Source organism: Acinetobacter sp. YH01025 (assembly GCF_013420185.1).
In the GTDB taxonomy this organism is placed as follows: Bacteria; Pseudomonadota; Gammaproteobacteria; order Pseudomonadales; family Moraxellaceae; genus Acinetobacter; species Acinetobacter indicus.
In genome coordinates this window covers 232,396-251,981 of the sequence record NZ_VOYR01000003.1, presented here as the reverse complement: position 1 = coordinate 251,981, position 19,586 = coordinate 232,396, and the positions used below count along the sequence as shown (strand labels likewise).

Sequence of the window (19,586 nt, the reverse complement as noted above, 5' to 3'; positions counted from 1 at the left end):
CTGCGATGTTTTTTGCAGTCATTACGCTTTTTCCTGAAATGTTTGAAGCGATTACACGTTTCGGTATTAGCGGGCGCGCAGCACAACGTGATCTGATGCAAATTCATTGTATCAATCCTCGCGATTATGCTGAGGGTAACTACAAACGAGTGGATGAACGTCCATTTGGTGGTGGTCCTGGTATGGTAATGATGGCTGAGCCACTGGCAAAAGCAATCCGCCGTGCCAAAGAACTTGCTCATGAAGCAGGTGCGGTCAACGTACCCGTGGTGTATATGTCACCACAAGGTCAAACCTTAAATGAACCCGCTGTACAAGAATTTGTCCAATATGACGGATTAATTGTGCTGTGTGGTCGTTATGAAGGTGTCGATGAACGTTTAATCCAGAAATATGTCGATCAGGAATGGTCGATTGGAGATTACGTGTTATCGGGCGGTGAACTGCCTGCGATGGTGTTATTAGACAGTATTATCCGGAGACTTCCGGGTGCCATGTCTGATGAACAATCCCATGTACAAGATTCATTTGTGGATGGTCTGTTAGACTGCCCGCAATATACAAAGCCAGATCATTTTGAAGGTTTGGATGTGCCTGAGGTACTGAAATCAGGTCATCATGCAAATATTGAAAAATGGCGGTTTTTGCAGCGTTATCAGCGTACACTTGAGCGTCGGCCTGAACTGGTTGAACAGGTGGAACTGACCAAACAGCAGAAAAAATGGCTAAAAGATTTGCCAGAACATAAAGCTTAATTTATGCTCTGCGCACAATGAAAAGCTTGATCTTTAGATTAAGTACTTAAATAGGCTCTTTATGCATTGAAGCGGTCAAGCATAAAGGGAAAGTCAATCGGGTCTATGCGCTTTAGCCTCTAGCCCCAGCGATGATTAGACCTCTTCTAACTCGCACATATTGGAGATACCCCATGAGTGGTAAGCATCCTTTAGTTCAAGCTGTTGAAAATGCTCAGCTTAAACAAGACATCCCAGCTTTTGCACCAGGTGACACAGTAGTTGTTCAAGTAAAAGTTAAAGAAGGTGACCGTGAGCGTCTACAAGCGTTCGAAGGCGTTGTTATTGCGAAGAAAAACCGTGGTCTGAACTCTGCGTTCACTGTACGTAAAATTTCTAGCGGTGTTGGCGTTGAGCGTGTATTCCAAACTCACTCTCCAATCGTTGCTAAAATCGAAGTGAAACGTCGTGGTGACGTTCGTCGTGCTAAACTTTACTACCTACGTGAACTTTCTGGTAAAGCTGCACGTATCCGTGAAAAGTTACCAGCTCGTAAAGCGTAATTTTACGTTTTATCGAATTGAAAAAATGCGCCTTTTGGCGCATTTTTTTATGTCTAAATTTTATAAACCTTGCAACTTTAGACGGTTGGCATGCTGGCGATAGACCGCGACCGGGTCTGGAGCAAAAGTACCTTTTAAACCGAACAGTAAATTCACTTCATCGAGATGATTCCATGGAAAATCATCTCGAATCGTTTTACCAAATTTCGCACTACATACCGAGACAATGCCATCATTGGCACCTGTTTTAGAAGCAGAGATTAAATTCAGTGCCTTCATCGCGGCATCACTGACATCCAATGCATTGGTCATTTGTTTGTTGCCCATAATTGAATATAGCGCAATGCCTTGATCGTTATATTTGCCTTCACCACAATGCTTTAAAGATAGCTCAAGCGTAAAATGTTGATTAAATTCAGCGGTGCCTTCAATAGAAGTGCTATGACCTGCAGCTAAAGCGTTATGCGGAAAAGCATGTGCATCCAAACCCTGTGCCCACATAATCACAGCGCCAAAACTACTAATCAGGGTATTTAGTAAATCAGAGGTACCAGTTTGACTGGCAAATTTCATCACATCCGATGCCGCGATTGAGCCTTGATTGGCGCCACCGACTGTCATAACAGAAGCGACATGTTGTGGCATGACTCCTGCTGCATAGCGCACTGCATGGGCACCGTGGCTATGTCCAATTAAATTGAGTTTTTTAGCACCCATAATTGCCATGACTTCTTAGAGCTGTTCGACATATTGTTCGCCACGAACTTCTGATGAATTAAAAGGGGACATGCGGGCAGCAAAAGCGGTTGAACCATTACGTGCTAAATCAGGCAAAATTTGATACCAATAATCCATGCCCAAAACATCCATAGCAATGCGATTAAAGCCCATCATGCCATGTGCAAATACGAGGGGGTATTGCATTTTGGCATAGTTAGAGATCACGTTTTTACTTTGTGCTTTTTGTAAATTTGAAGCAGTACCGAATGAGCTAAAGAGTAGGGCAGCTATGGTGAAGTATATTGTTTTAATTTTCATGCAATATCCCAATCATGAATGCAAAGAAAAGCCCTGCAATGCAGGGCTTTAATGAGTTGAGCTTTATAGCCCTTGTAGTTTTAAACGATTCGCATGTTGACGATAAACATCCACAGGGTCTGGAGCAAACATGGCTTTTAAGCCAAAGACCATATTGACTTCGTCTAGGTGGTTCCAGTTGTAGTTATCACGAATGGTTTTACCGAATTTGGCACTGCAACGCGACACTAAACCATCATTGTTTTTGCCACCATCAATCAGTAGTGCAGTCACTTTGAGCGCAGAGTCAGGATCTAGTAGATTCGTCACTTGACCTACGCCTGTGAACGAATAGTTATAAATGCCTTTTTCTTGATAGCTACCTTCACCACAACTCGTTGTTGGCATACCAATTGGGAATTTTTGGTTAAAGGCTGCGGAACCCGCAGCAGTTAAACTGCGTCCACCTTCAAGTGAATTGTGAGGGAAACTATTTGGATCTAAGCCTTGTGCCCATGTGATGGCTTTGGATACAAGGTTCACGCCACCTACCAATGTACCCTCAACAACAGTGCCTTCAGCTTTTAAAATTAAATCGGCAACGGGTGAGCCTTTATGTGGTCCACCGACAGAAGTTAAAGATGCAACTTTATTTGGGATGACACCTGCCACATAGCGAATCGTTGGTCCGCCATGTGAATGGCCGATTAAGTTGACTTTCTGTGCGCCGGTAATCGCCAAAATTTCTTCCACTTGTTGTTTCAACTGCTCACCACGAACTTCTGAAGAGTTAAATGGCGAAACACGTGTTGCCCAAACATTGGCACCATTACGCGCTAAATCTGGCAGAATTTGATACCAATAATCTAAACCGAAAGGATCGCTACCAATTTGAATAAAACCTGCCATACCATGACCAAATACTATTGGATATTTGGTTTTGGCATACTGTGTCGATGCTTTGGCAGTATATTGTTTGGCTTGCGTACTGTTGGCTTGAGCCGTCGTCATGGTCATGGCTGCGATACAAGCAGCAGTGATTAATCCATATTTCATTGTTGTTTCCTCTTGTTGTTTTAGGCAGTCCCAGCCTGATTTCAATCTAAACAATCCACGTAGGTTTATGGTTGAATATATGTAATGCTTGTTTATAAACCTTGTAATTTAAGACGGTTGGCATGTTGGCGATACAAGGCCACAGGATCTTGTGCAAAAGTGCCAATAATGCCGAAGAACTGATTCACTTCATCAAAATGATTATGTTGATAATCTTGACGGATAATGTGTCCATAGCGTCCGCTGCAAAGAGGCAATGCACCATCATTGGGGCTGCCTTTCAAGAAACTACCACCCAAGGTAACGACGGTGGATTCAATGACATCGACTGCATTGGTGACTTGGCGATTGCCCATCCATGAGTAATGATGAATCCCATTCGATGTGATTTTAGTCCCTTGGCTGTTGCAATCTTTCGGAATAGCACTCGAACCATACAGCGCATTAAAGCGTTGTATTTTTTCTGGATGCATTGCATCTAAAGCCGCGGTGATCTCAACAGGATATTGATTCTGAGTAAGAACATTCATGCTATGCCCGAGCAAACTACCAAAGCCATGTGCAAAGACAATGGGATACTTCGTTTTCGCATAGCTAGAGAGTACAAAAGATGCTTGATAGGCTTGTAAGGCAGTGCTGGCTTTTGTGGATGAGATTGCACCCACCCCTAAAGCCAATGCCAAGAATGGAAATATTTTCATTGTTCATCCTGAGGCGAGCGCAATAAAAAAACAATGCCTTTATATCGCGTAATATAAAGGCATTTTGCTTATAAACCTTGTAGTTTTAAGCGGTTGGCATGTTGGCGATACATCGCGACAGGATCTGGTGCGAATAGACCTTTTAAGCCAAACATCATGTTGGCAAGATCGGTGTGATTAAGTTTGTAGTCATCTTTAATGACTTTACCAATGAAGGCGCTGCAACGTGCCACCATGCCGTCATTGTCTTTGCTGCCATACGACAATGGCCCAAGTTGCATTAAAATCGTATCAATGTCTAAGGCGTTGGTCGCTTGCGCCACACCTGTCCATGAATAGTAATAGATGCCTTTACTGTCACGTGGTTTTAGGTTTTTATTACAGTTTTCAGTCACTGCTAAAACGCCATCTTTCACGGCATTTTGTGCAACCGTTGCATTAAAGGTTTTTGAACCTGTTTGTGTGAGGGACTTCATCGATGCATCAAAGTCAATTTCCAGTTCAGGTTTGAGCTGACCTAAGGCAATTAATGGTCCAATAATATAATCACCTAGAATATTAAATGCTGTACGGGTCAGCGTATTATTTTGGATGTCATCTGCAACTTTAGAGCCATGATAAGTTCCTGCAACCCCAGTGATTGAAGCAATTGCATTTGGTTTTACTTGTGCTGCATAAAGGACTGTAGGGCCGCCATGCGAGTGACCAATCAGATTCACTTTTGGCTGACCTGTGATTGCCATGACATCTTCAACTTGGGCAATGAGGGCTTCACCACGATGTGCAGTAGTATTGGCAGGTGAAAGCTGAGCTGCAAATACAGTAGAACCATTGCGTGCCATATCTGGCAGAATTTGATACCAATAATCTAAACCAATGGTATTGGTACCAATGCGTTCCCAACCGAGCCAGCCATGAACCATTAAAATTGGGTATTTGGTTTTCGCATAATTTGAAGTGACTTTTGCTGTTACTTGGCTTGCACTACCTGCTGCTTGAGTATGCATGCTGAGCCCAATCGCTAGAGTCGACAAAGCAAGTGCCTGTGTTGTTCTTATGAAGGTTTTCATAAACAATTCCTATGTTTTATATTCTTGTTTTCTAGCCGATGCTCATCCGCAAGGGCATGTTATTTAAGCCACTTATTACAAATAAAAAGTGCTTGTTTTTGGAGCAGTTATTTTTTCATGCTAGGGCTTAAAAACCATGTCATTTTGGGACAGTAACGAGCATTTCGATGAATGCTAAAATATTGTTTTATATACAAATGTATATAAATATTTAACGCTTTGATTTTTAATGAATTTGAAAAACTGCACTTGAATTGAGAAAAATTTGCATACAAAAAAGGGACAATTTATGTCCCTTTTTTAAAGTTATGAATTAATCTGCAAAGGGCAGTTTGCCTCCTTGATCATGTACTTGCTCAAACGTTTCAGCACGTAAGCGTTCTTCTGGTGATTTAAAGTGTTGTTGGCGTAGCTTTTGTACGGCTTGCTGTTTGGCTGCATCACTCATGCCGCTTTTCATAATACCATCTCGTTCCGTTAAGTAGTTATTAACACTAGACTTCCAGTTGGCACGTTCGCTATCTAGGTTTTCTAAACGTTGTGTAGCTTCAGGACCTACCAGATTCAGACGCATTTGGCGAATTTCTTCACTTGAACCACCACGGGCTTTAATGTCTGCAGTGAGTTTACGCAAATCATCCAATTTATTCAGTTGTTCTAGATTTTCTTGCCAATCTTCGGGTAGTTGTTCAAATAAATCTTTTAGCCGTTGTGCTTTTTCAGCTTCGCTCAATTTCTTGTCAGCAAGAACTTGCATGCGATCAAGTGTGTATTCGTGGTACGTATCTTCTGTGCCAAATAATCCTTCAATTTCATAATTAGAAAAGTATTTTTTGCGCAGATTTTGCGTATTGGTGTAAATGCTGCGGTAGTAAGCAGGGTCTTCTTGATCAATCCCTGTAGGTGGTGTCAGCTCCCCTAAAGCTTGGCGATAGTCGAGATAACGTGTCCATAAGTCTAAAATTTGTGATAGTGCTGGTTCTTGATGGTTTTGGCTAACATAGCCTTTAAAGTCTTGTTTGATTTGTTCTAAGGTCTTTTCACCAAACTGGGTAATAAAATATTCAAAACAGTTGCGGGTTTGTTCATTGACGATCAGGCGATTGCTGGCATCGAGCTGCATTTGACAGTTAATTTCAGTGTCTTGTTGGCTATGACTGGCATAGCTTGGCAAACCAGCTTGAAAATTAGCCTCGCTTGTACCGTGATGTGTAGCATTGTTTTGCTGTTCAGTGGAGCTGCTGGACTGTGTGCTTTGTGTTGGGCGTAACCAAAGAATTAGACTGACAATCACCACAATGATGATTGCCAAGAGCATCCATAATTTATTTTTTTGCATATCCTATGCACCTAAATGGGGTGATGTTATTCGTTATAATGAAAAAATATCTAGTTCTAAAAACGCAGCATCATGCGTGAATTTCAGTAAAAAAAACATAGCCAAACAGGTCATTTTTATACTGCGTTAAAGTGCATGGTAACGACTGAATCTCAACAATAAAATAGATTTTTTGTACAAGATGAGGTCACAGCGAAGCGTCATTAATAGATTTCACTGTCACAAACGTTGTAAATACTTTCACAGGGTTTTACCATGGCGGCAATTTAAAATTTGGTCTGATTTTTATCATGAAAGCCTCTTCTCCTAAAATTCAGCGTCGTCATATTAGCGGTGTGTTTCTGTTAAATAAGCCCTTAGGGATTAGCTCGAATGCGGCATTACAAAAAGTCCGCTGGTTATTTCGTGCACAGAAAGCAGGGCATACAGGGGCTTTAGATCCATTGGCATCTGGTTTACTTCCTGTGTGTTTAGGTGAAGCAACCAAGTTTTCACATTATTTATTAGACTCAGTAAAACGTTACCAAACAACTGTATTTTTAGGGCATAGCACCACGACGGGTGATGTTGAAGGTGAGGTATTACTGGAAAAAGCGGTACCTGAATTAAGCGAAGAGAAAATTTTAGCTGTACTGCAACAATTTACTGGTGATATTCAGCAGGTGCCACCGATGTATTCAGCGCTGAAAAAAGAAGGCCGTCCCTTATACGAGCTGGCCCGTAAAGGCATTGAAATTGAACGGGATGCGCGTCCCATCAGTATTTATGCGCTGGAGCTGCTAGGGTTTACTGACAATAGTATCACCCTGGATGTGACTTGTTCCAAAGGCACCTATATTCGTGTACTCGGTGAAGATATTGCCAAGGCGCTCGGCAGCTATGGGCATCTGACCTATTTGCACCGTATTCAGACCGGGCATTTTGATCTGATCCCAAGCTACACCCTGGACTATCTGGAAAGCCTGAGCGAAGCCGAGCGTGAAGCGCTGTTGCTGCCGGTTTATGCCCCGATTGAGCATTTTCCACAGGTACAGGTGCCAGAAGGCCGGGCCGAATATTTTTGTCGCGGCATGGAAAGTAATATTGACCATGCGGCGGCAACTCAGGTATTGGTATTTGAGGGCGAGAAATGTTTAGGGCTGGCCGAAATTACCGATAAAAAACGTCTGGTACCAAAACGGGTCTTGAATCTCTAATTTTCATCTGCACTGAGGCCACAGGATTGCCCCGATATGGATATTGAAATCGTCATCAGCCTCGTGATTTTTGCCTTCTGTGCCGGTGCAATTGATGCCGCGGTTGGTGGTGGCGGCCTGATCCAGATTCCGGCGATTATGGGCGCAATGCCGCAACTGGCGCCGGCCACGGTGTTTGGCACCAACAAACTGGCTTCCATTTGTGGCACTGCTTCGGCGGCCTTTTCTTTTTTACGCAAAGTGCAGCTGTCCTGGAAATTGCTGGGCGTGATTGGACTATGTGCCTTTCTCAGCTCTTTCGTTGGCGCAGCCTGCGTGTCAATGATTCCGACCGATATTTTGCGGCCCTTTGTGCTGCTGATGCTGATCGTGATTGCCATCTACACCTTCATGAAAAAGCAGTTTGGCCAGCTGCATGTGCAGCAGACTTTAAACCGCAAAATGTTGCTCCTGGCGGCGTTGGGCAGTGTGCTGATTGGTTTTTATGATGGTATTTTTGGCCCCGGCACGGGCAGCTTTTTTATTTTCTATTTTATTCGTTATTTACAGGTCGATTTTTTGCATGCCTCGGCCTTGTCGAAAATTGCCAATTTTATGACCAATCTGGCAGCGCTGAGTTTCTTTATTCCCACGGGGCATGTGCTGTTTATGGTCGGGGCGATGATGGCGCTGGCCAATATTACCGGTTCTCTGGTCGGGGTACGTCTGGCCTTTAAATATGGCAGCGGCTTTATCCGGATTGTATTTCTGATCCTGGTTAGTGTGCTGATTGTACGCATGGCCTATCAGATGTTCTGGTTGTAAATCATTCTCATTATTAAAATTTCCCATACAAATTGCTGCAGGAACCGTCGCACGGGCTTGGCGTATAGTGAATGCTTAGCCTGACCTGTCTGCTTAACAATAATGATGCAACCCGTTGTCGGGTGTTTAAATTTTGGCATTTGAAAGGGTAATAACAACATGAATATTTTTGAAGCACTGCGTGAAAGCCATGAAATACAGCGTGATCTGGCCGAGCGTTTAATCCAGACCTCGGGGGATACACCAGAACGCCGCGAGCTGTTTGATCAACTGAAAAATGAATTATTCGCCCATGCTGTGGCCGAAGACCGTTATTTTTATATTCCACTAATGATGACCGATTCCGGGCTGAACATTACCCGGCATGCGCTGGCAGAACATCATGAAATGGATGAGCTGCTGGAAAAACTGACCGAAACCGAATTTAGCAATCCGGGCTGGCTGGCGATTGCCAAGCAGCTGTCTGAAAAAGTGCATCATCATTTGCAGGAAGAAGAACATGGCTTTTTCCAGCAGGCTGGGAAAATTTTGGAAGAACGCCAGAAAACCGAGCTGGCCAAACAGTATTTAAATGAATACGGCAAATATAAAGCCATTCAAAAAGACAGTCTGGTCTAAATTCAGGACTTAAAAAAGATGGCTCTCTTGGCCATCTTTTTTTTATTCATCTTGTTTGATCTCTCTTTTTGCTTAAGGGCTGACAGCTTTCTTACGGCTGGCTCTTAGAGTCACGCCCACGGAAGCCAGCATCACGCAGAATAAAGCGACCCATTGCAACAGGCTGATCTGTTCACCGAGTAACACCAGACCGGTCAAGGCGGCCAGTGCCGGCGATAAACTGGACAGGGTGCCATAACTGAGCTTGCTTAAATGCTGTAAGGCTTTCAGGTCCAGTGCATACGGAATGGCGGTGGCCAAAATGGCAATGGCGATGGCTTTGCCCCAGTATTGGGTATCGACCAGGGCCGCGGCATTGTGATACAGACCAATGGGTAACAGGGTCAGCGCAGCCAGACTAATGGCAATGGTGAGGGCATGCATGCCAATATTCTGCTGTACCACGCGCTGCCCGAAATAAATATAGAGGGCCCAGCAAAAGCCGGCGCCCAGCGCACAGAGGGCACCAAAGACTGAGAAATTGTCACTGTTGGCCTGTCCCCAGGGCACCATCAGCGCAATTCCCAAAATGGCTAAAAGCACCCAGATATAATCACTACGCTGTTTAATCGAGAGCAGGGCCAGTCCCAGCGGGCCAATAAATTCCAGACCAACCGCAATCCCTTGTGGCAATTTGCCCAGCGACATATAGAACAGCACATTCATCAGACACAGGGCGGCGCTATAGCAGAGCAGATCCCGCCATTTTAAAAAGGACAGCCGGGAAATAATCTTCCAGGAACGGAACATCAGGCAGATAATAATGGCGGCAAAGCACAACCGTAAAATGGTCACGGTAAGCGGATCGAGCACCTCAAACAGTTGTTTGGCAAAGGAGGCACTAATCTGGTACGAGGTCATGGACAGCACCATGAACAGTACCGACAGCAGTTGAGCATTTTGCATAAGCGCACCACCAACACCGGAGGGTGTCAGCACATTGGGGAGATGCTGCTGATTATAGCAATTTGCTTAAATTTTGATGAGTAGCCGGTCAAAATAAATTCCAGCATTACACAGCAGGAAGCTCAGTCTGGCCAGATCCACACCGTTTAACTGGACTGCTGTTTGCGCTGCTGCACGGTATAGGTACAACCAATGGAGGCGGCAATAATGGTGCTTAAGGCCAGCCATTGATTCCAGAGCAACTGTTCGCCCAAAAAGACAAAACCGGAGAGCGCGGCAATGGCCGGTTCCATGCTCATCAGTGTACCGAAACTGAGTGCAGTCAGGTTGCGAAGTGCAATCATTTCCAGACTAAAGGGCAAGGCGCTGGCCAGAACTGCCAAGGCAATAAAATAGATGAAATTGCCCGGTTCAAATACGCTAACAGGCAGGCCATCCCATAAGGCAATGGGTAATAAAATCAGGGTACCGACCAGCATACCTAAACAGACCGTATGATTCCCGGATACACCCGATGGTTTCTGTCCGGCCACAATATATAAGGCCCAGCAGGCACCGGCGCCTAAGGCAAACAACACACCCAGACCATCGAGCGGCTGCGCGGTCTGATCAAAGGGAAATAACAGCACCAGCCCGACAATGGCGAGGCCGACCCAAATAAAATCGAATTTGCGCCGGGCATAAAACAGCGCCACGCTTAACGGCCCGATAAACTCAAACGATACCGCAATGCCCAGCGGCAGGCGGTCAATCGCCAGATAAAACAGCATATTCATACCGGCCAGTGCTGCGCCGTAGCTGAAAATCGCCGGCCAGCGTATGGCTTTGGGCTGAATGTTCCAGAGCTGAAAAATCAGCATCAGCACCAGCGCGCTCAGCAGCAGCCGCATGGCAGAAACGGTCAGAATCGGAAACTGATCAAACAGCAGTTTGGCCATCGAGCCGCTGCTTTGCAGGCTGAGCATGGCAATCAGCAACAACAGCACAGCGCGGAGATGCGGCGCATTTTGAAGTATCGACATAACTGAAATGGGCTGGTTGGGAGAGTAGGGCGATCATCAGCAGATCAATAGCCGCTAGCATAGCATGAACAGATGACGCTTCCATGTCGTGACTGCGTAAGCGGTCAGCAGGTAAAACAAGACTCATGCACGATTTCAAAAGAACATGAAATAAGGATTGCGTATTGTTTTTAAAGCGGGAAATAAAAAACCACAGCACAAGGGCTGTGGTTTTGGGTGTCACTGTCTAATTGAAATTAGAACAGAACACGTACACGGATAGTGCCTTCAACATCATGCAGCATATCCAGTGCTTCTTGAGATGCAGTTGCATCCACATCCATCACCAGATAACCGACATCACCTTTGGTCATTAAAGATTGACCCGAAATGTTGATGCCTTGCTCAGCAAACAGGTTGTTGATTTTAGACAATACGCCTGGAATGTTTTTATGAATGTGCAGTAAACGGTGTTTACCTTCAGTCAATGGCAAGGCAATTTCAGGGAAGTTCACTGCAGACAGGGTCATACCCTTGTCAGAATAAGCCACAAATTTCTCAGCCACTTCCAGACCAATGTTGGCTTGCGCTTCCATGGTTGAACCGCCCACGTGTGGAGTCAGGATCACATTGTCCAGACCGCGCAGTGGAGAAACGAATTCTTCACCATTGGCTTTCGGCTCTTTCGGGAATACGTCAACCGCAGCACCAGCCAGATGACCTGATTTAATTGCATCTGCCAGATCTTCAATAATGACACAGGTACCACGTGCCGCATTCAGGAAGATCGCGCCTTCTTTCATTTGTGCAAACTGTTCTTTGCCCATAAAGTTACGGGTCGATGGAACGTCTGGCACGTGTAGCGATACCACGTCTGCATTGGCCAGCAATTCAGCCAAAGAACCGACCTGGCGTGCATTACCCATTGGCAGTTTGGTCACTGCATCATAATAGATCACATGCATACCCAGGCTTTCAGCAAGCACAGACAGTTGCGAACCAATTGAACCGTAACCCACAATACCTAAAGTCTTACCGCGTGTTTCAAAAGAACCCGCTGCAGATTTTTCCCAGCCACCGCGGTGACATGATGCCGATTTGGCTGGTACGCCACGAAGCAGCAGAATCAGTTCAGCAAGGACCAGTTCCGCAACAGAACGGGTATTTGAATATGGTGCGTTAAATACTGGAATACCACGTACCATGGCTGCATTTAAATCGACTTGGTTGGTTCCGATACAGAAACAGCCAACCGCGATCAGCTTGTTCGCAGCTTCAAAGATTTCTTCAGTTAATTGCGTACGTGAACGAATACCAATGAAGTGTGCATCTTTGACCGCTTCTTTCAGCGCTTCACCCTCAAGCGCAGTTTTACGGTAGTCGATGTTGGTATATCCGGCAGCATTTAACGTGTCGATGGCATTTTGGTGAACGCCCTCTAACAACAGGAAACGAATTTTATCTTTAGGTAGTGAAAGATGTTGGCTCATTACGGCTCCGCTACAAAGGCCAAATTTAGTGGCAGTATCATATCATAGGAGCGGGCAGGAGATACATTCCATTTATGGCTGATCGGTCTGCTATTTCTGTAGAAAATATAAACGCAGGATTCATTTTTGGTTGAATTAACTCTGTATTTTCAAAGCTATATTATCAAAATGATGGTTTTTCTCAGGTTTTACAGAAAAATCGCTTATAATAGCCCCAGACGGCAAAAACCGGCCTCAGGCTGTTGGTTTCTTGCCCGTTTTTTATCTTTTACTGTGCTTTGGCATGACTTTAAAATGTACAGCACCAGTCTGGATAAATCTCTTCTTGTTTAATTCTTGCCAGGTCTGCAAACGATGAATGCTCCAGTCGCTTTAACCCCAGAGTTATTGACCCAATTGACTGCAATTGTAGGTGAAAACCGTATTAAAACTGATGCGGACAGCCTCCAGAATTGGGGTCGAGATCATACCAAGCACTTTGATCCAAACCCATCCGTCATCGTTTTTCCATCGAGCACTGAGCAGGTGCAAGCGATTGTGAAACTTGCCAATCAGTTCAATGTGGCAGTCACGCCATCGGGCGGTCGTACCGGTCTTTCTGCGGGTGCGGTAGCGGCCAACGGTGAAATCGTGGTCAGCATGGACAAGATGAACCAGATTCTGGAATTCTTCCCGGCAGACCGCATGGTACGGGTACAGGCTGGTGTGGTGACTGAACAGCTGCAAAACTATGCCGAAGAGCAAGGGATGTATTATCCGGTCGATTTCGCCTCTGCCGGTTCATCACAAATTGGCGGTAACATTGGTACTAACGCTGGTGGTATTAAAGTAATTAAATACGGCATGACCCGTAACTGGGTGCTGGGCTTAACCGTGGTGACCGGTAAAGGGGATGTGCTGCGTTTAAACAAAGGCATGATCAAAAACGCCACCGGTTATGCACTGCAACACTTATTCATTGGTGGTGAAGGGACTTTAGGCCTCGTCACTGAAGCGGAAATCAAGCTGGAACGTCAACCGCAAGACCTGCAAGTGATGGTGCTGGGTGTACCGGATTTTGATGCAGTGATGCCTGTGCTGCACGCTTTCCAGGCCAAAATTGATTTAACTGCATTTGAGTTCTTTGGTGAACTGGCAATGCAGAAAGTACTGGCCAATGGTCATGTACAGCGTCCGTTTGAAACTGAATGTCCATTCTATGTATTGCTTGAATTTGAAGCGCCATTTGAACCGATTATGGACAAGGCAATGGAAATTTTTGAGCACTGTATGGAACAGGGCTGGGTGCTGGACGGCGTACTCAGCCAAAGCCTGGATCAGGTCGAAAGCTTATGGCGTTTACGTGAAGATATTTCGGAATCGATTGCGCCGTTTATTCCATACAAAAACGATATTTCAGTGCTGATTACCCACGTGCCGGCATTCATTAAAGAAATTGATGCGATTGTGGCCGAGAACTATCCGGACTTTGAAATCTGCTGGTTCGGTCATATTGGTGACGGTAACCTGCACCTGAACATCCTGAAACCTGCCGATTTAAGCAAAGATGAATTCTTTGCCAAATGTCAGGTGGTGAACAAGTATGTGTTTGATACCGTGAAAAAATATGACGGTTCAATTTCTGCAGAGCACGGTGTTGGCATGACCAAAAAGCCATATCTGGAATACTCGCGTTCTGCTGAAGAAATCGAATATATGAAAGCCTTGAAACAGGTCTTTGACCCGAATGGGATTATGAATCCGGGTAAATTATTCGACCTGTAATCAGGCCAATAGAACGAAAAAGCGCATCTCCGGATGCGCTTTTTTTATGGCACTTATCATGTGCAATCTCGTTCAAATTACATTCTGTGCATAGTGTTAAGCGCAAAAAGCCGGCATCATTTTTACAGTGTTGAATCAGTTTGGATAGAGTTATGTTTCGTTTCGCTGCAATGGCAGGACTGGCGATTGCTGTTACAGGATGTGCCACCACCCAGAATATTGTGTCTAAAGTGACACCGTCTGCCGAAACACCGTTGGCACAGGTGTTAAAAGAGCGTCCGGATTTACGTAAACAGCTGGCGACAGTCGAGCTGCGTCAATTCTTTAATAATGTCGAATCACCGACCGCGGCCCAGGTTAAAGTGACTGAAACCGGTTTAATGGATGATTCGGTACGCTCGATTCGCACCATTTACAGTTTTAAACTGGTCGATGGCGACTGGGAAAAAGTGAAAACTGAAAAGAGCTATCAATGTCTGCGCGGCAAAAATACCAAGACTTTCCAGAAGGCTTTATGTCCTTAATCCGCTTGAGTCTTTCAATGATTTTGATTGAAAAGCGTAGCTAAACCCTGCGCTTTTCTGTTTTTAAAACCGGGGATTTATACTGGTTTCGTTCAACCGCTCTAGCTGAGTGCTGCTGCCGCAAGTCCAGCATTTCCTCATCAGAAAAGTCACAGATTTTAAAAATAAACTCTGCTACACTGCGCCCATTGTTATGATTGCAGCCTGCTGATCTGGCAGGCTTTTGAGCGCTATGCAAACCACTCCAACTACAACGCTCTCCCGCGCCACCTTAATGTTTCCGCTGGCTTTGGTGCTGTTCGAATTTTCTGTCTATATCGGCAATGATCTGGTACAGCCGGCCATGCTCGCCATTACCCAGGATTTTGGCGTCAGCAGTTCCTGGGCAGCCTCTTCGATGTCGTTTTATCTGCTCGGCGGTGCCTGTGTCGCGGCCATTTTAGGCCCTTTATCGGACCGTTTAGGCCGTAAAAAAGTCCTGCTGGGTGGGGTACTGTTTTTTGTGGTGACCTGCCTGCTGATTTTATTGACCCAGAACATCGAAAGCTTTTTATTGCTGCGCTTTTTGCAGGGCTTTGGCCTGTCGGTAATAACTGCGGTGGGCTATGCCGCCATTCAGGAAAGTTTTGCCGAACGCGATGCAATTAAAGTCATGGCACTCATGGCCAATGTATCGCTGCTGGCGCCGCTACTGGGGCCAGTGTTGGGTGCGTTTATGATCGAGCATGTGTCCTGGCATTGGGGCTTTATTGGGATTGCAGCTTTGGCGGCTTTGAGCTGGCTCGGACTGAAAGCCAAAATGCCGGAGCAGCAGCTCAGTATTCCGAAACAGCCGATTGGCTATATCTGGGATGATTTTAAACAGGTACTGAAAAACCGCCGTTTTCTGACCATGACCTTTGCCTTGCCGCTCTTAAGCATGCCGCTGATGTTATGGATTGCCTTGTCGCCGGTGATGCTGGTGGAGCAGCTCAATCTGAGCAGTCTGCAATATGGTCTGGCCCAATTTCCGGTGTTGGGCGGGCTGATTGCCGGGAATCTATTGCTGCTGAAAATCATTGACCGTTTTGCTTTGGGACAGACTGTGCTGATGGGCTTGCCACTCATGTTGGTCGGTACCTTGCTGTTAATTCTTGGTCTGCTCATACCGGACTATTTGATCTGGTGTCTGATTCTGGGCATGACTTTCATCAGCTTTGGCGAGGGCATCAGCTTTTCAATTATTTACCGTTTTGCTTTGATGTCGTCCGAGGTGTCGAAAGGGACAGTTGCCGCAACGGCTTCTGTGCTGATGATGCTGAGCTTTTTTGTGGTGATTGAACTGGTGCGCATGCTCTACAGTCATTTTGAGCTGTGGGCTTATAGCCTGTCCTGTTTTGCCTTAATCGCCTTGTGGTTTGCTTATCCGCGGCTGAGTCTGAAACAGATTATGCGCGAACGTGCCGAAAGCGGTCAGTTTTAAGCGGGCTGATCATCTGGCATTTATCAATAGGATAATGTGGTTAAAAGGCCAAAAAACAAAGGCATCCAGCAGATAGTAATCTGGTGAATGCCTGATTGATCGATGAGTCTGGAGTTACACTTCGACCTGCGGCTGTGCCATTTTCTTCAGTTTGGCATCAAAAATAAACGGGCCAAACGGTAAAATTGAAGCAATCACGCCCATTAAAAACACCTGAATTGACCATTTCTGTTTTTCACAGACCACGAACAGCACCACCAGAAAGGCAATAAACAGCACACCGTGGCCCATGCCGACGTATTTCACCAGAATTGGGTTACCCCATATATATTTCAGTGGCATGGCAATAAACAGCAAGGCCAGAAAAGATAAACCTTCTAAAAAACCCACCACGCGCAAGCTTTGGATGTTCATACTCTGCAATTTCCCCATAGATCTAGTTGCAGTGTAGCGAATATTGGCGCAGAGGGCCATGCTTTTTAGTGCACGGCCCGGTTTTAAGTTTTTGTTTTTTAATATAAATCAGACTGTAGGACTTGGTTTTTGCTAAGCTGTTGATGTTGAAATAAAAGCCTGATAATTAATCTTGTAGCCTCAGATTGCTATTTAATCTAGGCATAGAAAAAGGCACTCATCGCTATGGATAAGTGCCTTAAAAATCAGAAAACTGTGGATAAGTCGGGATTTATCCGCACAGGGTTTAGATCACGCCACAGGCGATCCGGTCACCGCCACCGCCTAACGGTTTTGGCGTATCGGCATAGTTATCGCCACCGGCATGAATCATGAGCGCCAGACCTTGTACATCCTGTAATTTCAGACGCGGCGCCAGTAGGGTGACACGTGCCGTGCCATCGGCTGCCACATTCAGGACCGGTAAATCACCAAGATGGCCGCTTAATGGATTGCCATGGTTGGGTGCCTGATTCGGGTTAAAGTGGCCACCTGCGGCCAGTGCAGCCTGCATTTTACCGTCTTTTTCTGCTGGGGCGCAGGAGCCGTTTTCATGAATATGGAAACCATGTGGACCCGGTGGTAACTGGGTCAGATTGGTACGGATAACCAGACCTGCAGCACTATCGGTCAGTTGGACTTCACCGAGCTGGGCGCCAATGCCTTGGGCAGAGACCGCATTAACGGCAACGTTTTTACTGGCGCCAATCACGGTATCGGGTGTGGTGGTACAGCCGACTCCGACCAGCGCGGTAAACGCACATAAAGCACCGAGTTTAAAAAGTGGGGTCATGGTTTGCATCCTGTCTTATTCGAATATGTGGCTTCATTCAAACAAGGCTCAGGAGGCAACACAATGCAGTTTGCGTACAGGCGTGTATAAGTTTCTTAATGAAATTTAGCCTTTTGGTGCAGCCGGTCCCTGATCATCGGGCAGGTCATAGGCCATGGTGGTTTTTGGCATCATCATGGCTTCGGCTTCATTGGTTTCATGCAGCCATTCACGCCAGATTGCCAGCAAGACCGCCAGAATCACCGGGCCAATAAACAGGCCAATCAGGCCAAAGCTGGCAATACCGCCCAGAACCCCGAACATGATCAGCAGGAATGGAATCTGGGTGGCGCCGGAAATCACCAGCGGACGAATCACGTTATCTGCGGTACTGACCACACACACGCCCCAGGCCATCACGCCAATTGCTTCAATGGTTTGCCCCTGCGAGAACAGCCACAGTGCCACCGAGCCATAGGCCAGCGGTGGGCCAAACGGAATCAGGGCAAACAGGAAAGTGACAATGGTCAATACCATCGGGTTTGGCACCCCGGCCACAAAGTAGCTGACCCCGGCCAAAAGTGCCTGGGCAATTGCAGTCAAGCCAACCCCGTAAACTACCGCACGGGTGGTTTCAGAAATGGTATCTAAATAATGGTGTACACGTGGCCCGATCACCATTTCCAGCGCTTTACTGACCTGATTTAAAATGGTCTGGCCATCGCGATAGAAGAAGAATAGCGACAGCATGGCAAAGCCGAGTTTAATTAAATTGCGGCTAATTTCACTGAGCAGGAAACGGCCATAATTCAGATGGCCCTGAATCCAGACTGAAATCGAATTAATGATGCTGTTCGGATCTTCATTAATTTCACGTAAGGAACGGCTAATTTCTTTACCGACAAAGGGCAGATCGCGGATAAAATCCGGCACATTCAAATGTCCGGAAAAGACCTGCTTCTGTAATTCGTAATATAGGTTGCGCCCTTCGTGCTGCAAGATAAAAATCGCAAAGGTCAACGGAATACCGACCACCAGTGTCACCAGAATCATCATAATTGTGGCACTTAAGGTCGGCCGTGGACCGCACATACGCTGTACCGACTGATACAGCGGCCAAGTCATATAGGCAATAATAGTGGCCCAAACTACAGGAACAATAAAGTATTTGAGGACATGAAAGCTCAAAAAAATCAGGACAAAAAATAGTCCAAATAGCAAGACTTTTTGTAAAGTGGGCGCGTATTGTTGCACTGAGTTCACTGGCTCATTCCTAAGGTCTTGAAGCATATTAACTGAAAACCCAGCGCTCGCAAATGAACGCTGCGTAAGTTCTGTTAAATATTGAAGCGGGAGTGGAAAGGCAAAAGCCGTTTAATCGCTTAGGCGCTTAGAACCATTGGGCCGGATCATCAATAATTGCATTCAGGACAGGTTGCCACTGATTTTGAATGGTCAGGTAATTTTTCTGGGTTTTATCAAATACGCTTAAACCCTGCATCGCCAGTTGACCATAGGCAGCACGTTCAGAAATCCAGGCCACCGGTTCCTGTTCAATTTTTTCAAAGAAATCAAGAATTTCTTTCGAGCTGGCACTGTTGGCCTTAACCCGGTTGGCCAGCAATAAAATCTGAACCTTGCCTTTACGAATCCGTTTAATTTCCTGCAAATGCTTTAAAAAGCGGCGGGTTGAATCAATATCGAAGAAGGAAGGCTGCAGCGGGGTAATAATCGCATGCGCTTCACTAATCAGCTGCTCGGCCTGATCACCAGATAATGCCCCCGGCGCATCAATAATCAGGTATTCGATATTTTTAGGCGCATCACCGACCGATTTTTCATGACGCCAGTCCAGACTCTGAATGGGAGCGGCGCTTTCTGGACGCTGTTTTAACCATTGTCGTGCAGATTTCTGGTTATCGGCATCGGCCAGGGCGACTTTATATCCTTTTTGGGCTAAGGCGGAAGCTAAACTGATGGCGGTAATGGTTTTTCCACATCCACCTTTTTGATTGGCGACTAAGATTGTTTTCATGACCCTACTAAAGATTTTATTCTGCTCATCCCTAGCATATCA

19 protein-coding genes and 1 pseudogene are annotated in these 19,586 nt (G+C 45.7%); 8 read left to right on the top strand and 12 right to left on the bottom strand.

Annotated elements, in window-relative coordinates:
• Positions 1-5: 5 nt before the first annotated feature.
• Entirely contained in the window at positions 6-755 is a 750-nt protein-coding gene (trmD, locus tag FTT89_RS05340) for a tRNA (guanosine(37)-N1)-methyltransferase TrmD (protein WP_180172739.1), read from the top strand.
• Positions 756-928: 173 nt separating this feature from the next.
• Entirely contained in the window at positions 929-1,297 is a 369-nt protein-coding gene (gene rplS / locus FTT89_RS05335) for a 50S ribosomal protein L19 (protein WP_104500703.1), read from the top strand.
• Between the two features lie 60 nt (positions 1,298-1,357).
• On the opposite strand, the pseudogene FTT89_RS05330 reads toward rplS, so the two are convergent.
• From FTT89_RS05330 to FTT89_RS05310, 5 genes and pseudogenes are all read right to left on the bottom strand, one after another.
• A pseudogene (locus tag FTT89_RS05330) lies at positions 1,358-2,335 on the bottom strand (esterase/lipase family protein).
• A 63-nt stretch (positions 2,336-2,398) separates the two neighbouring features.
• Positions 2,399-3,370 carry a triacylglycerol lipase gene (locus tag FTT89_RS05325; RefSeq protein ID WP_104505668.1) on the bottom strand — a complete coding sequence of 324 codons (972 nt, stop codon included), beginning with the start codon at positions 3,368-3,370 and terminating at the stop codon, positions 2,399-2,401.
• A gap of 92 nt (positions 3,371-3,462) precedes the next feature.
• A complete protein-coding gene (locus FTT89_RS05320; RefSeq protein WP_228289523.1) occupies positions 3,463-4,071 on the bottom strand; it encodes a hypothetical protein in 609 nt (202 codons plus the stop codon).
• 68 nt (positions 4,072-4,139) lie between these two features.
• Positions 4,140-5,141 (bottom strand): triacylglycerol lipase, encoded by a 1,002-nt coding sequence (locus FTT89_RS05315; protein WP_180083712.1) that lies wholly within the window; start codon positions 5,139-5,141, stop codon positions 4,140-4,142.
• 313 nt (positions 5,142-5,454) lie between these two features.
• Positions 5,455-6,480: a lipase secretion chaperone gene (locus FTT89_RS05310; RefSeq protein ID WP_104505666.1), complete on the bottom strand. Its 1,026-nt coding sequence runs from the start codon at positions 6,478-6,480 to the stop codon at positions 5,455-5,457.
• Positions 6,481-6,770: 290 nt separating this feature from the next.
• On the opposite strand from FTT89_RS05310, the gene truB reads away from it, so the two are divergent.
• From truB to FTT89_RS05295, 3 genes are all read left to right on the top strand, one after another.
• Positions 6,771-7,676, top strand: a complete 906-nt coding sequence (gene truB, locus FTT89_RS05305; RefSeq protein WP_104505665.1) for a tRNA pseudouridine(55) synthase TruB — start codon at positions 6,771-6,773, stop codon at positions 7,674-7,676.
• Between the two features lie 36 nt (positions 7,677-7,712).
• Positions 7,713-8,480 (top strand): TSUP family transporter, encoded by a 768-nt coding sequence (locus FTT89_RS05300; RefSeq protein WP_104473447.1) that lies wholly within the window; start codon positions 7,713-7,715, stop codon positions 8,478-8,480.
• 159 nt (positions 8,481-8,639) lie between these two features.
• Complete coding sequence (locus FTT89_RS05295; protein WP_075168265.1) at positions 8,640-9,098, top strand: hemerythrin domain-containing protein; 459 nt, start codon at positions 8,640-8,642, stop codon at positions 9,096-9,098.
• 72 nt (positions 9,099-9,170) lie between these two features.
• On the opposite strand, the gene FTT89_RS05290 is transcribed toward FTT89_RS05295, so the two are convergent.
• From FTT89_RS05290 to serA, 3 genes are all read right to left on the bottom strand, one after another.
• Complete coding sequence (locus FTT89_RS05290; RefSeq protein WP_034598244.1) at positions 9,171-10,043, bottom strand: DMT family transporter; 873 nt, start codon at positions 10,041-10,043, stop codon at positions 9,171-9,173.
• A 146-nt stretch (positions 10,044-10,189) separates the two neighbouring features.
• Entirely contained in the window at positions 10,190-11,065 is an 876-nt protein-coding gene (locus FTT89_RS05285) for a DMT family transporter (protein ID WP_005180400.1), read from the bottom strand.
• A gap of 236 nt (positions 11,066-11,301) precedes the next feature.
• Entirely contained in the window at positions 11,302-12,534 is a 1,233-nt protein-coding gene (gene serA, locus FTT89_RS05280; RefSeq protein ID WP_005180397.1) for a phosphoglycerate dehydrogenase, read from the bottom strand.
• Between the two features lie 354 nt (positions 12,535-12,888).
• On the opposite strand from serA, the gene FTT89_RS05275 reads away from it, so the two are divergent.
• The 3 genes from FTT89_RS05275 to FTT89_RS05265 all read left to right on the top strand — a co-directional run bounded on the left by FTT89_RS05275 (position 12,889) and on the right by FTT89_RS05265 (position 16,284).
• On the top strand, positions 12,889-14,298 hold the full coding sequence (locus FTT89_RS05275; RefSeq protein ID WP_045795292.1) for an FAD-binding oxidoreductase: 1,410 nt from the start codon (positions 12,889-12,891) through the stop codon (positions 14,296-14,298).
• Positions 14,299-14,450: 152 nt separating this feature from the next.
• Positions 14,451-14,822 carry a hypothetical protein gene (locus FTT89_RS05270; protein WP_168384181.1) on the top strand — a complete coding sequence of 124 codons (372 nt, stop codon included), beginning with the start codon at positions 14,451-14,453 and terminating at the stop codon, positions 14,820-14,822.
• A gap of 232 nt (positions 14,823-15,054) precedes the next feature.
• On the top strand, positions 15,055-16,284 hold the full coding sequence (locus FTT89_RS05265; RefSeq protein ID WP_180172738.1) for an MFS transporter: 1,230 nt from the start codon (positions 15,055-15,057) through the stop codon (positions 16,282-16,284).
• A gap of 114 nt (positions 16,285-16,398) precedes the next feature.
• Here the strand turns inward: FTT89_RS05265 and FTT89_RS05260 are convergent, their stop codons facing one another.
• The 4 genes from FTT89_RS05260 to FTT89_RS05245 all read right to left on the bottom strand — a co-directional run bounded on the left by FTT89_RS05260 (position 16,399) and on the right by FTT89_RS05245 (position 19,544).
• On the bottom strand, positions 16,399-16,698 hold the full coding sequence (locus FTT89_RS05260; protein ID WP_045795347.1) for a DUF3817 domain-containing protein: 300 nt from the start codon (positions 16,696-16,698) through the stop codon (positions 16,399-16,401).
• A 286-nt stretch (positions 16,699-16,984) separates the two neighbouring features.
• The gene (gene sodC / locus FTT89_RS05255) at positions 16,985-17,530 is read right to left on the bottom strand and encodes a superoxide dismutase family protein (RefSeq protein ID WP_075168261.1); all 546 of its coding nucleotides are present in this window, start codon (positions 17,528-17,530) and stop codon (positions 16,985-16,987) included.
• A gap of 105 nt (positions 17,531-17,635) precedes the next feature.
• Positions 17,636-18,763 carry an AI-2E family transporter gene (locus FTT89_RS05250; RefSeq protein WP_162182848.1) on the bottom strand — a complete coding sequence of 376 codons (1,128 nt, stop codon included), beginning with the start codon at positions 18,761-18,763 and terminating at the stop codon, positions 17,636-17,638.
• Between the two features lie 136 nt (positions 18,764-18,899).
• Positions 18,900-19,544 (bottom strand): ParA family protein, encoded by a 645-nt coding sequence (locus FTT89_RS05245; protein WP_180172737.1) that lies wholly within the window; start codon positions 19,542-19,544, stop codon positions 18,900-18,902.
• Positions 19,545-19,586 lie beyond the last annotated feature (42 nt).